The 13,253-nt window shown below is 60.2% G+C and carries 13 protein-coding genes; 5 read left to right on the plus strand and 8 right to left on the minus strand.

Features of this window, described 5'->3' with window-relative positions; all coding sequences use genetic code 11:
• Positions 1-157: 157 nt before the first annotated feature.
• The 5 genes from PGR6_RS26555 to tkt all read right to left on the minus strand — a co-directional run bounded on the left by PGR6_RS26555 (position 158) and on the right by tkt (position 5,213).
• A complete protein-coding gene (locus PGR6_RS26555) occupies positions 158-490 on the minus strand; it encodes an MliC family protein (protein WP_064620891.1) in 333 nt (110 codons plus the stop codon).
• A gap of 57 nt (positions 491-547) precedes the next feature.
• Positions 548-769, minus strand: coding sequence for a hypothetical protein (locus PGR6_RS26560; protein ID WP_064620894.1), 222 nt, complete (start codon positions 767-769; stop codon positions 548-550).
• Positions 770-803: 34 nt separating this feature from the next.
• Entirely contained in the window at positions 804-1,967 is a 1,164-nt protein-coding gene (locus PGR6_RS26565; protein WP_007937921.1) for a phosphoglycerate kinase, read from the minus strand.
• A 17-nt stretch (positions 1,968-1,984) separates the two neighbouring features.
• Positions 1,985-3,052 (minus strand): erythrose-4-phosphate dehydrogenase, encoded by a 1,068-nt coding sequence (epd, locus tag PGR6_RS26570; protein ID WP_064620897.1) that lies wholly within the window; start codon positions 3,050-3,052, stop codon positions 1,985-1,987.
• Between the two features lie 163 nt (positions 3,053-3,215).
• A complete protein-coding gene (tkt, locus tag PGR6_RS26575) occupies positions 3,216-5,213 on the minus strand; it encodes a transketolase (RefSeq protein ID WP_018928751.1) in 1,998 nt (665 codons plus the stop codon).
• 273 nt (positions 5,214-5,486) lie between these two features.
• On the opposite strand from tkt, the gene PGR6_RS26580 reads away from it, so the two are divergent.
• The 4 genes from PGR6_RS26580 to PGR6_RS26595 all read left to right on the plus strand — a co-directional run bounded on the left by PGR6_RS26580 (position 5,487) and on the right by PGR6_RS26595 (position 10,015).
• Positions 5,487-6,482, plus strand: a complete 996-nt coding sequence (locus tag PGR6_RS26580; protein ID WP_064620901.1) for an ArsR/SmtB family transcription factor — start codon at positions 5,487-5,489, stop codon at positions 6,480-6,482.
• Between the two features lie 18 nt (positions 6,483-6,500).
• Positions 6,501-7,691 (plus strand): methionine adenosyltransferase, encoded by a 1,191-nt coding sequence (gene metK / locus PGR6_RS26585; RefSeq protein WP_007937912.1) that lies wholly within the window; start codon positions 6,501-6,503, stop codon positions 7,689-7,691.
• A 157-nt stretch (positions 7,692-7,848) separates the two neighbouring features.
• Positions 7,849-9,528: an NAD-dependent DNA ligase LigB gene (ligB, locus tag PGR6_RS26590; RefSeq protein ID WP_018928749.1), complete on the plus strand. Its 1,680-nt coding sequence runs from the start codon at positions 7,849-7,851 to the stop codon at positions 9,526-9,528.
• 91 nt (positions 9,529-9,619) lie between these two features.
• Entirely contained in the window at positions 9,620-10,015 is a 396-nt protein-coding gene (locus tag PGR6_RS26595; protein WP_018928748.1) for a DUF1090 domain-containing protein, read from the plus strand.
• A gap of 20 nt (positions 10,016-10,035) precedes the next feature.
• Here PGR6_RS26595 and PGR6_RS26600 read toward each other — a convergent pair whose 3' ends face one another.
• Positions 10,036-10,485, minus strand: coding sequence for a c-type cytochrome (locus PGR6_RS26600; protein ID WP_026286618.1), 450 nt, complete (start codon positions 10,483-10,485; stop codon positions 10,036-10,038).
• 128 nt (positions 10,486-10,613) lie between these two features.
• On the opposite strand from PGR6_RS26600, the gene mltA reads away from it, so the two are divergent.
• On the plus strand, positions 10,614-11,786 hold the full coding sequence (gene mltA / locus PGR6_RS26605) for a murein transglycosylase A (protein WP_064620904.1): 1,173 nt from the start codon (positions 10,614-10,616) through the stop codon (positions 11,784-11,786).
• Between the two features lie 116 nt (positions 11,787-11,902).
• On the opposite strand, the gene PGR6_RS26610 is transcribed toward mltA, so the two are convergent.
• Together PGR6_RS26610 and PGR6_RS26615 are read right to left on the minus strand one after the other, a co-directional pair.
• On the minus strand, positions 11,903-12,289 hold the full coding sequence (locus PGR6_RS26610) for an MAPEG family protein (protein ID WP_018928745.1): 387 nt from the start codon (positions 12,287-12,289) through the stop codon (positions 11,903-11,905).
• A gap of 50 nt (positions 12,290-12,339) precedes the next feature.
• Entirely contained in the window at positions 12,340-13,173 is an 834-nt protein-coding gene (locus tag PGR6_RS26615; RefSeq protein WP_019580646.1) for an EamA family transporter, read from the minus strand.
• Positions 13,174-13,253: the final 80 nt, after the last annotated feature.

Consider the following 13,253-nt stretch of genomic DNA (forward strand, 5'->3'; position numbering starts at 1 on the left):
CTGTGGCGAGCGAGCTTGCTCGCGTTCGGCTGCGAAGCAGTCGTAAACCCGTCGACTCGGTCCTTCTGAAACACCAAATCGACTGGCTTTGGGACCGCTTCGCGCTCCAGCGGGAGCAAGCTCCCTCGACACAACAATAGTCCTGCGATCGGCGTTGTTACTGCGCTTTACAACCGCGGCCGATCAAATCATTGGTGGCGACCCAGTACACCAGGCCTTCCTCACCTTTTACGTGAAACGCCAGCATGTCGTTGCTGTACAGCGAACCTTCGGCACCCGGTTCAAGCTTCAGGCGGTAGACCTGATCGGCGCCGCCCAAACGAACATCGACTTCCTTGCGGCTCACATCAGTGTAGCGCCAGAGCACTTTGGCCTGGCTATCACAGGTCCAGGTGGTCCAGTTGTCCGTTGATTGGGCAGGCTTGAACAGTTCGAAATTCGAACAACCTGCCAGCAATGCCACTGCCGCAACGGCAATAAAGCGTTTCATCCGTGTTCCTCGACTGACAGCACACGCCGCCAGCCCTGAGTTAAAGAGTCAGACCCGTCAAGGGCAGCCATGTTCCTTGGTCGGGGTCTGTGTCTCGTATTTGTCCAGGCCATCGGGCCCGGACCGCTTGTTGATCACCGGGTTGGTTTCCGCTTGCCAGTCAGCCTGGTAGCAGCCTTTATCCGACGCGGATGGCGCGGGCTCCGGCGTGGCTTTCGGGTTACTCCCGCAAGCCGCCAGCATACCCGCGGCGATCAACAGCATTAATGTCCTGACCATCTGAACACTCCTTTGCCTGGTCAAATGAGCGGCCTCAGGCCTTGGCCCGGCTTTCCAGGACTTCAACGGCCGGCAGCACTTTGCCTTCGACGAATTCGAGGAACGCGCCGCCGCCGGTAGAAATGTAGGAGATTTGCTCGGCTACGCCATATTTATCGATGGCCGCCAGAGTGTCGCCACCGCCGGCAATGGAGAACGCCGAGCTTTCCGCGATGGCCTGGGCCAGCACTTTGGTGCCGTTACCGAACTGGTCGAATTCGAACACGCCCACCGGGCCGTTCCACAGGATGGTCTTGGACGACTTCAGCAGCTCGGCGAAATTCGCCGCGGTCTGTGGGCCGATGTCCAGGATCATGTCGTCTGCAGCCACGTCGGCGATCAGCTTGACAGTCGCGGTCGCGCTTTCAGCGAATTCCTTGGCGACCACCACGTCCACTGGCAATGGCACGCTGACTTTCGCCGCGATTTCACGGGCAGTGTCCAGCAGGTCCGGCTCGTACAGCGATTTGCCAACCGGGTGACCGGCAGCGGCCAGGAAGGTGTTGGCGATGCCGCCACCAACGATCAGCTGGTTGCAGATCTGGCTCAGGCTGTTGAGCACGTCGAGTTTGGTCGACACTTTGGAGCCGGCAACAATGGCGGCCATTGGCTGGGCCGGGGAGCCCAGGGCCTTGCCCAGTGCGTCCAGTTCGGCGGCGAGCAACGGGCCAGCAGCGGCGACTTTGGCGAACTTGGCCACGCCATGGGTCGAGCCCTCGGCGCGGTGAGCAGTGCCGAAAGCGTCCATCACGAACACGTCGCACAGAGCGGCGTATTGTTTGGCCAGTTCGTCGGCGTTCTTTTTCTCGCCCTTGTTGAAGCGCACGTTTTCGAACAACACGATGTCGCCGGCTTTCACGTCGACGCCGCCCAGGTAATCGGACACCAGCGGCACTTCACGGCCCAGGGCCTTGCTCAGGTAGTCAGCCACTGGCTTGAGGCTGTTCTCGGCCGAGAATTCGCCTTCGGTCGGACGGCCAAGGTGCGAGCAGACCATCACTGCCGCGCCTTTTTCCAGGGCCAGCTTGATGGTCGGCAGCGAAGCCAGGATACGCGCATCGCTGGTGACAACACCGTCCTTGACTGGGACGTTGAGGTCTTCGCGGATCAGTACGCGCTTACCTTGCAGATCGAGGTCGGTCATCTTCAACACGGTCATGGGTCGCAATTCCTGGGTTACTGTTTTTGAAAGACAGATTGTGGAGTAGTAGCGGCTTGCAAATAGTGCTCTGCAACGTCCAGCATTCGATTGGCAAAACCCCATTCGTTGTCGAACCAGGCCAGGATGTTCACCAGCCGTGGGCCGGAAACGCGGGTCTGACTGGCATCGACGATGGCCGAATGGGGGTCATGATTGAAATCACAACTGGCGTGAGGCAACTCGGTGTAGGCCAGAAGGCCTTTGAGCGGGCCATGGGTGGCGGCCTCGCGCAGAATCCGGTTGACCTCGGTGGCGTCGGTATCGCTTACGGTCTGCATCGTAATATCGAGGCAGGACACGTTAACCGTCGGCACCCGCACGGCTTTGGCCTGAATTCGCCCGGCAAGTTCCGGCAGCAAGCGTTCAATGCCTCGCGCCAGACCAGTGGACACCGGAATCACCGACTGGAACGCCGAACGGGTGCGGCGCAGGTCTTCATGGTGATAGGCGTCGATCACCGGCTGATCGTTCATCGCCGAGTGGATGGTGGTGATCGACACGTATTCCAGACCAATGGCCTGATCCAGCAGGCGCAACAGCGGCACGCCGCAGTTGGTGGTGCAGGACGCGTTGGACACCAGCAGCTCGTCACCGGTCAGGCAATCCTGGTTCACGCCGTAGACGATGGTGGCGTCGACATCCGCCTCGCTGGCCATCGGCTGGGAAAACAGCACCCGTGGCGCACCGGCGTCGAGAAAACGCTGGCCATCCTGACGGGTGTGATAAGCGCCGGAGCACTCCAGCACCAGATCGACGCCCAACGACGCCCAATCGATGCCTTCGGGGGTGGCACTGCGCAGGACCTTCACGCAGTCGCCCTTAATATGCAGACAATCGCCCTCAACCCTCACTTCACCGGGAAACCGCCCGTGAGTGGAGTCGAAGCGTGTCAGGTATTCGATGCTGGCCATGTCGGCCAGATCGTTGATCGCGACAATTTCAAACCCAGCCGTCGAGCCTCGCTCAAACAACGCACGCAAGACACAACGACCAATCCGGCCGTAGCCGTTGAGTGCAACTTTGTAAGGACGCGGTTGAGGCATGGGGTTCTCGATAGTCGCGGCAGACGAATTCTTGCTAACAACACAAATCCCTGTAGGAGCTGTCGAGTGAAACGAGGCTGCGATCTTTTAAGATCAAAAGATCGCAGCCTGCGGCAGCTCCTACACAGGGAACGCGGTGGCCATAAAACCACCGCGGCGTGCCTTAGTCTTCCAGCAGCTCTTCAGCCTGACCCAGGATGTTTTCCAGGGTGAAGCCGAACTCTTCGAACAAGGCCGGCGCAGGCGCCGACTCGCCGTAGGTGGTCATGCCGATCACGCGACCTTCCAGGCCCACGTACTTGTACCAGTAGTCCGCGTGGGCGGCTTCGATGGCGATACGCGCGCTGACCTGCAATGGCAGAACCGATTGCTTGTAGCCGGCGTCCTGGGCTTCGAAGACGCTGGTGCATGGCATCGACACCACACGAACCTTGCGGCCTTGCTCGGTCAGTTTGTCGAAGGCTTGAACGGCCAGGCCGACTTCCGAACCGGTGGCGATCAGGATCAGCTCAGGCTCGCCTGCGCAGTCCTTCAACACGTAACCGCCACGGGCGATCTCTTCGATCTGGATCGCATTGCGGGTTTGGTGCTGCAGGTTCTGACGGGAGAAGATCAGCGCCGAAGGACCGTCGTCACGCTCCAGGGCGAACTTCCAGGCCACCGCCGATTCAACGGCATCGGCCGGACGCCAGGTGTCGAGGTTCGGTGTGCAGCGCAGGCTGGCCAGTTGCTCGATCGGCTGGTGAGTCGGGCCGTCTTCGCCCAGACCGATGGAGTCGTGGGTGAACACGTAGACGATGCGTTTCTTCATCAGCGCCGACATGCGCACTGCGTTGCGGGCGTATTCCATGAACATCAGGAAGGTCGCGCCGTAAGGCACCAGGCCGCCGTGCAGGGCCACGCCGTTCATGATCGCGCTCATGCCGAACTCGCGAACGCCGTAGTACATGTAGTTGCCGCTGGCGTCTTCGGCGGTGACGCCTTTGCAACCTTTCCACAGGGTCAGGTTGGAGCCGGCCAGGTCAGCCGAACCACCGAGCAGTTCAGGCAGCAGCGGGCCGAAGGCGTTCAGGGCGTTCTGGCTGGCTTTACGGCTGGCGATGGATTCGCCTTTGGCCGCGACTTCAGCGATGTAGGCCTGGGCCTTCTCGGCGAAATCGGTCGGCAGGTCGCCGCTCAGGCGACGAACCAGTTCATTGGCCAGCTCAGGGAAGGCGGCGGAGTACGCAGCGAAACGCTGATCCCACTCGGCTTCGGCAGCGCGACCGGCTTCCTTGGCGTCCCACTCGGCATAGATATCAGCCGGGATTTCGAACGGGCCGTAGTTCCACTTCAGCGCTTCACGGGTCAGGGCGATTTCCGCGTCACCCAACGGGGCGCCGTGGCAATCTTCCTTGCCTTGCTTGTTCGGCGAACCGAAGCCGATGGTGGTCTTGCAGCAGATCAGCGTCGGTTGTGCGCTTTTGCGCGCGGTTTCGATCGCGATCTTGATTTCTTCCGGATCGTGACCGTCGACATTGCGGATCACTTGCCAGTTGTAGGATTCGAAACGCTTCGGCGTGTCGTCGGTGAACCAGCCTTCGACTTCACCGTCGATGGAGATGCCATTGTCATCGTAGAAGGCGATCAGTTTGCCCAGGCCCAGCGTACCGGCCAGGGAACTGACTTCGTGGGAAATGCCTTCCATCATGCAGCCATCACCCAGGAATACGTAGGTGTGGTGATCGACGACGTTATGGCCAGGACGATTGAACTGCGCCGCCAGGACTTTTTCCGCCAGGGCGAAACCGACTGCGTTGGCCAGGCCTTGGCCCAGTGGACCGGTGGTGGTTTCAACGCCCGGGGTGTAGCCATATTCCGGGTGACCCGGGGTACGGCTGTGCAGCTGGCGGAAGTTTTTCAGGTCATCGATCGACAGGTCGTAGCCGGTCAGGTGCAGCAGCGAGTAGATCAACATCGAGCCGTGACCGTTGGACAGCACGAAGCGGTCACGGTCGGCGAACGATGGATTGCTCGGGTTGTGCTTCAGGTAGTCACGCCAAAGTACTTCGGCGATATCCGCCATACCCATAGGGGCACCGGGATGGCCGCTGTTGGCTTTTTGCACGGCATCCATGCTGAGGGCACGAATGGCGTTGGCGCGCTCACGACGGCTGGGCATCGCTGATCTCCTGCGGATATTGAATCGAGAGTGAATAAAACGAAACGGAAAAAAGGCGAGCATTTTCCCTCACCGACCCGCCTCGGGGCAATGACAGATAGTCATCCGAAGGCGTTTTTCCAATGGATAACGGCGTATTCGACTGATGAAACCTTTCCGCTGTTGGTTTGTGGACTGAAACTAACGTTAAGAAGTGCCATCTATCGACCAATATCAAAACTTTTTGATATTGCTCTTGCGGTGTTTTCTTACCGTCACTAGACTGCTGGCCTTATGAATCTGCGCGTGCCTTCCATTCAACATGACGATTGCGATGAGCTGGCGGCCCTGTGCAAGGCCGGCGGCGATCCTCTGCGGCTGAATGTATTGCGCGCGCTGGCCAACGATTCGTTCGGCGTACTGGAACTGGCGCAGATCTTCGGCATCGGTCAGTCCGGCATGAGTCATCACCTCAAGGTATTGGCCCAGGCCGAACTGGTGGCGACCCGCCGTGAAGGCAATGCGATTTTCTACCGTCGCGCCCTGCCCCACACCGACCTGTTGGGCGGCAAGCTGCATGCCGCGCTGCTCGAAGAAGTGGATAACCTGACCCTGCCGACTGACGTCCAGGCGCGGATCGGTCAGGTCCACGGGCAACGTGAGGCGGCCAGCCAGGACTTTTTCTCGCGGGTCGCGGAGAAGTTTCGCGCCCAGCAAGACTTGATCGCCGGCCTGCCGCAATACCGCGAAAGCGTGGTGGCCCTGCTCGACAAGCTGAGTTTCGGCCCCGGCGCCACGGCCATCGAAGTAGGCCCCGGCGATGGTGCCTTTCTGCCGGAGCTGGCGCGTCGCTTCACTCAGGTCACGGCGCTGGACAACAGCCCGGCGATGCTCGAACTGGCCCGCCAGGTCTGCGAACGTGAAACGCTGGCTAACGTCAGCCTGCAATTGGCCGATGCATTGAACGGTGTAAACCTTCAGGCCGACTGCGTTGTATTGAACATGGTGCTGCACCATTTTGCCGCGCCGGCCGAAGCGCTCAAGCACATGGCCGGTTTGCTGCAACCAGGCGGTAGCCTGTTAGTGACAGAGTTATGTAGCCACAACCAGAGTTGGGCCAGGGAGGCCTGCGGTGATCTCTGGTTGGGGTTTGAACAGGACGATCTGGCCCGTTGGGCCACCGCTGCGGGACTCGTTCCCGGGGAAAGCCTCTATGTAGGCTTACGTAATGGTTTCCAGATACAGGTCCGCCATTTTCAGCGACCGGCTGGCGACACTCACCATCGGTAAATTCAGGAAAAAATCGAGATGAGCGAATACTCCCTCTTCACCTCCGAGTCCGTGTCTGAAGGGCATCCGGACAAAATCGCCGACCAGATTTCCGATGCGGTGCTGGACGCCATCATTGCTGAAGACAAGTTCGCCCGCGTGGCGTGCGAGACTCTGGTGAAAACCGGCGTGGCAATCATCGCAGGTGAAGTCACCACGTCGGCCTGGGTCGATCTGGAAGACATCGTCCGTAACGTGATTCTCGACATCGGCTACAACAGCTCCAATGTCGGCTTCGACGGCGCGACCTGCGGCGTGATGAACATCATCGGCAAGCAGTCCCCCGACATCAACCAGGGTGTTGACCGTGCCAAGCCTGAAGACCAGGGCGCCGGCGACCAGGGCCTGATGTTCGGCTATGCCAGCAACGAAACCGACGTGCTGATGCCAGCACCGATCACCTTCTCGCACCAACTGGTTCAGCGCCAGGCCGAAGCCCGCAAGTCCGGCCTGCTGCCTTGGTTGCGTCCAGACGCCAAGTCGCAAGTGACCTGCCGCTACGAAAACGGCAAGGTTGTCGGTATCGACGCCGTTGTACTGTCGACCCAGCACAACCCGGAAGTGTCCTACAAAGACCTGCGCGAAGGCGTGATGGAACTGATCGTCAAGCACGTGCTGCCTGCCGAACTGCTGTCCAAGGACACCCAGTTCCACATCAACCCGACTGGCCAGTTCATCATCGGCGGCCCGGTGGGCGACTGCGGCCTGACCGGTCGCAAGATCATCGTTGACAGCTACGGCGGCATGGCCCGTCACGGCGGCGGCGCGTTCTCCGGTAAAGATCCATCGAAGGTTGACCGTTCGGCGGCCTACGCCGGTCGTTATGTGGCCAAGAACATCGTGGCTGCCGGCCTGGCCGAGCGTTGCGAGATTCAGGTTTCCTACGCAATCGGCGTCGCTCAACCGACTTCGATTTCGTTGAACACCTTCGGCACCGGCAAGATCAGCGACGACAAGATCGTCAAACTGGTCCGCGAAGTGTTCGACCTGCGTCCATACGCGATCACCACCATGCTCGACCTGCTGCACCCGATGTACCAGGACACCGCTGCGTACGGCCACTTCGGTCGCACCCCGGAAACCAAAACCGTGGGCGACGATACGTTCACCACGTTCACCTGGGAAAAAACCGACCGCGCCGACGCTCTGCGTTCTGCTGCCGGCCTGTAAGACTTCTCCGGTTGTACAAAAAGCCCCGCACGGTTCGCCGTGCGGGGCTTTTTCATGAAGAAGATCCCACCTCGAAACACGCAGAATTACACCTCTGCACTCCACACTCGAAACCTGACTAGCCTTGAAAGCATCCCAACGAGCAAGGACGCTCTCGATGCTGCCCAACCTGCGCCTGTTTTTCGGTTTCCTGCTGACCCTCACCTGCCTGACCGCCAATGCCGCCGACTGCCCCGATTGGCCGCCGGCCCGCGCTCTGGACGAAATCAACGCACTGCAAAAGCGAATCGACCTCTGGGACGACAGCTATCATCGCGAAGGACGCTCTTTGGTCGCCGATGAACTCTATGATCAATCCCGCATACGACTAAGCGAATGGCGCGAGTGTTTTGACTCCGGCCCTTCAGCCGAACCGTTGCGCACTGCCGGTGGCACGATTGCTCACCCCATCGCCCACACCGGCCTGGAAAAACTGCGCGATGGGCGCGCCGTCGAAGCCTGGCTGAAAAATCGGGATGAGGTCTGGATTCAACCCAAGGTCGACGGTGTGGCTGTGACGCTGATCTATCGCAACGGCTGGCTGCACCAGGCGATCAGTCGTGGTGACGGGATAACCGGCCACGACTGGACTGCCTCAGCGCGCCAGATCGCCGCCATCCCTCAAAAACTTCCACAACCGCTCGACCTGCTGTTGCAAGGCGAACTCTATTGGCGCCTGACCGAACACGTGCAAGCCGAGGCCGGCAGCCTCAATGCCCGCGCCACGGTGGCCGGGTTAATGGCACGCAAGACGCTGAACCCCGAGCAAGCCGCCGGTATCGGCGTGTTCGTCTGGGACTGGCCACAAGGCCCGAAAAGCCTGCCCGCCCGCGTGGCGGCTCTGGATGAGCTGGGATTCCCGAGCACCGCGCCCTACAGCCAGCCGATCGAGGCATTCGCCGATGCCGAACGCTGGCGCGATTACTGGTATCGCTCGCCCCTGCCCTTTGCCAGCGACGGCGTCGTTTTACGACAGAACCAGCGCCCACCCGCCGAGCGCTGGCAGGCGAAAACGCCTTTCTGGAGTGTCGCCTGGAAGTACCCCTTCGCCCAGGCGTTGGCCGAGGTGCGCAAGGTCCACTTCAAGATTGGACGGACCGGCCGGATCACACCGGTGCTGGATCTGGCACCGGTGATGCTCGATGACCGGCAGATCAAGCGTGTCAGCGTCAGCTCCCTGCAGCGCTGGGAAGCGCTGGACATTCGTCCCGGCGATCAGGTCGCCATCAGCCTGGCCGGGCTGACCATCCCCAGGCTCGACGGTGTGGTATTGCGCAGCACCGAACGTCCTGAATTGAACGCACCGCTGGCAGCAGATTTTCATCCGTTGAGTTGCTGGCAGCCGACACCCGGATGCGAAAGCCAGTTTCTCGCACGGCTGGCCTGGCTCAGCGGCAAACAGGGGCTGGCCTTGCCGCATGTCGGGCCGGGCACCTGGGAGAAACTGCTCAAGGCCGAACGTCTCGACAACCTGCTCGATTGGTTGACCCTCGATGAGCAAGAGCTTGCTAACATTGACGGCTTCGGCGAACGCAGCAGTGCTCGTCTTTTGAACAGTTTCAACAGCGCCCGGCAACGACCGTTCGCTCGCTGGCTCAAAGCCCTGGGCTTGCCGCCGACCGGCCAGGCACAGCTCGCCGATTCATGGCAGGTGCTGGCGCAACGAAACACCGAACAATGGCAGGCCGAAACCGGCATCGGCCCGGGACGCGCGGCGCAACTGAGCGCATTTTTCCGCGACCCGCAGGTCCTGGCCTTGAGCGAGACATTACGTGTTGCCGGGATTGACGGTTTTTAGCAGCCGGCGACGCCCGTCAGCCTGGGAACCCATAGGTACCGATGCGCTCAAACAGCCCATCGCTACATCGATTTTTTCACCTGGAGCCTTTATGAAACTTCTTTCACCGCTCGCCTTGTTGACCCTGTGCAGCGTGATGGCCGCTCCATTAATGGCCGACGAAGACGCCCCGGGCCTGACCGGCTGCGCCGCAAAAAAACAAGGCATCATCAACCAGATTGAACTGGCCAAGTCTCACGGCAACGCCGATCAACAGGCTGGCCTGGAAACCGCCCTGAGCGAGGTCACCGCCCATTGCACCGACGCTTCCTTGAAGAAGGAACGGGAAAACAAGGTGCTCGACGCCAAGCACGAAGTCAGCCGGCGTCAGGCCGACCTCGACAAGGCGATGAAAAAAGGCGACGCCGAGAAGATCAACAAGCGCAAAGACAAACTGGCTCAATCGCGCAAGGATTTACAGGACGCGCTCGACGAGCTGGATAAGTAATCCGGTTTGAACACGCCGCCTCAATGATCCCGAAACTCTTTATGGCAGGCACTACAGGCGTCTTCGACTTTCTGTACTGCCGGCCCCAGATTGCTGGCCTTGTAGGGTTGAACCTGGCTGGCGATCACCAGTTCACCGGTGGCGCCTTCAAGGGTGCGAGCCATTTCCTGGAAGCGTGCCTGCTTCTGCCAGACATCGTCCTTGGCGCTGGTGTGATCTTCTTCGCGCACCTGCGGGAAATGTTTCCACGGCTCATGGGACAACGCATCGAGCTTCACGGCACCGTCGGCGAATTTCGGGCCATCGAACGGAATACGCCCACGCAACATGCCACCCAGGTCTTCGCCGGTCTTGAGCATTTGCTTGAAGATCGCCTTGCGCTGGCCCAGAGGCGAGTTCGGGTCGACACCGCCGCAGGCGGACAAGGTCAGGCAGGCCAGCAATACAACAGAGAGTCTTTTAAGAGTCATGGTGGCTTCAGATCACTGGAAACGGCAGCCAGTATCCTCGCGTCACCGGCAAAGACCAATAGCCCTATTATCAATACGGGTTGTTTGAGCGCATGGAGCACTCAGGCAACCGGCAAAGGAATTACTCCATGAACAGCCGTTTCAAGGCGTGGCGTCACAACCTGGCCTGGACCCTTCCGATGGTGGCCATACTTGCTGGCTGCACCGGTGGCGACAGTAGCAAACCGAAAACCCACGCACTGGCGACCTACTCCAGCGCTACCTGGGAAGCCCTTCCAGCGGTGTCCGACAATGACCTCGTCGCCGGTTTTGGCTCGTGGCGCAGCGCCTGCAGCCGACTCAAGGCCGACCCGGTCTGGGGTGGCACCTGCGCCGCTTCCGCCAATGTTCAGCCAACCGCCAGCGAAATCCGCGGCTTCCTCAAGCAAAACCTCGATGTTTACGGCTTGCGCGCCGCCAATGACAACCCCAACGGCCTGATCACCGGTTACTACGAACCGGTGTATCCCGGCAGCCTGACCCAGACCAAGCAAGCGAACATCCCGGTGTACGGCGTGCCCGAGGACATGATCATCGTCTCGCTGGACAGCATTTACCCGGAACTCAAAGGCAAACGCCTGCGCGGACGACTAGAAGGTCGCGTGCTCAAGCCTTATGACGATGCGGCAACCATTGAAACCAATGGCGTGAAGGCGCCAGTGATTGCCTGGCTGACCGACCCGATGAACCTGCAGTTCCTGCAAATCCAGGGTTCGGGGCGCATCCAGCTCGATGATGGCCGTCAATTGCGCATTGGTTATGCCGACCAGAACGGCCACCCCTATCGACCTATCGGCCGCTGGCTGGTGGATCAGGGCGAGCTGAAGAAAGAAGAGGTAACCATGAGCGCCATCGATAACTGGGCCAAGGCCAATCCGACGCGCATTCCCGAACTGCTCGGCAGCAACCCCAGCTACGTGTTCTTCAATCGCAACCCGGACAGCAACGAAGGGCCGCGCGGTTCGCTGAATGTGCCATTGACCGCAGGTTATAGCGCGGCAGTGGATCGCAAGGTGATTCCGCTCGGTAGCCTGTTGTGGTTGTCGACGACGCGACCGGACGGCAGCGCACTGGTGCGTCCGGTGGCCGCTCAAGATACCGGCGGCGCGATTGCCGGCGAGGTCCGCGCAGACCTGTTCTGGGGCACGGGCGAAGCCGCCGGGCAATTGGCCGGCGACATGAAACAGCAGGGGCAGATCTGGATGCTCTGGCCTAAAGGGGCGGCGTTGCCTCAGGTGCCGCAGGTGGCTGACAAACTTTAGAAGCAAAAGATCGCAGGCTGCGCCAGCTTCAACATCGAGAGCGTTCGTCGCAATATCGCGAATGAACATCGATCCCTGCTGGGAATGGCGCAGCCTGCGATCCTTTGATCTTGCCGTTAAACAGACACCACAAAGAAACTGACAATCAGCCCCATGCCAATGGCCCACACCAGCGACCGCAGAATCGCCCAGTCCGCCAGATAGCAAATGATGTACAGCAGCCGACTGGTGATGAACAGCACCGATAGCACATTGATCGTCACCAGTTCGGCATTGCCGGCCAGATGCGCCACGATCACCGCCGCGGCAAACGCCGGGGTCACTTCGAAGCTGTTCAACTGCGCCGAATGCGCACGCCTGGCCACGCCTTCGAGCGAATCCAGAAACGCCCTTGGGTCGTGATTCTGTTTCAGCCCGAACTTGCCATTGCTGAACTTGGCGACGCCTGTGCACAGATAAGGCAAGCAGATCGCAATCAAAATGCACCACAGAGCAACCGTCATAACGCAGTCCCTTCTTCAAGTTGTAGAGAATCGAATTCCATCAGCGGCGACTAAAACTTCATCACCAACATGCCGATCAATACCAGTCCACAGGCTAAGAGCCGTGGCCTGCCAAAAGGTTCTTTGAGGTAGCGCATGCCGAACAGCACCACCAGAATCACGCTGATCTCGCGCAGCGCCGCTGCCTCGGCAATCGATCCGAGCTGCATGGCCCACAGCACCAGAGCGTAGCTGAACAATACACAGAACCCGACCGCCAACCCCAACCGCCACTGCTCACGCCAGAACAGCATGAACGCCGGGCGTTTGCGCACCAGCGCCAGCAATGGGAACGACCAGGCACTGAGCACTGTGACCCAAACCAGGTAGTCCAGCGGATGGGACCAGCGCCGCAAGGCCTGGCCATCGATGAAGGTGTAGCAACCGATGCACAACCCGATCAGCGCCACCACCGGCAGCATCGACCACGGCAGGCGCACCCCGCCACCGCCCTGCCAGAGCAGGCACACCATGCCGAACGGGATGAGCAAAATCCCGAAGATCTGCTGAGCCGTCAGCACTTCACCGGCGAAGATCAGCGTCAGCGCCAGCACCACCAACGGTGACAGGCCACGCATCAACGGATAGACCAGGCCGAGATCGCCGACCCGATAGGCCTGGATCAACAGGTAGCGATAGAGCAACTCGAATGCCGCCGACGCAAGAATCCACGGCCACATATCCAGTGGCGGCAGCGCCACGAAGGGTAGCATCAGCGCGACAAACAGCAACGCCACGCTGTCCATGCAGGCCACCACCAACAGCCGCTCCGCGCTGAACTTGATCAGGGTATTCCACGCCGCGTGCAACAGCGCCGCCACCAACACCAGAATTGTCGCAAGCACGGCACACTCCTTGTATTGCCCCTACATCGCGGGACAGAGATTTGATTCGCCATATGTCCGCAGCTGTTTATACTGCAAGC

The organism is Pseudomonas sp. GR 6-02 (assembly GCF_001655615.1).
In the GTDB taxonomy this organism is placed as follows: Bacteria; Pseudomonadota; Gammaproteobacteria; order Pseudomonadales; family Pseudomonadaceae; genus Aquipseudomonas.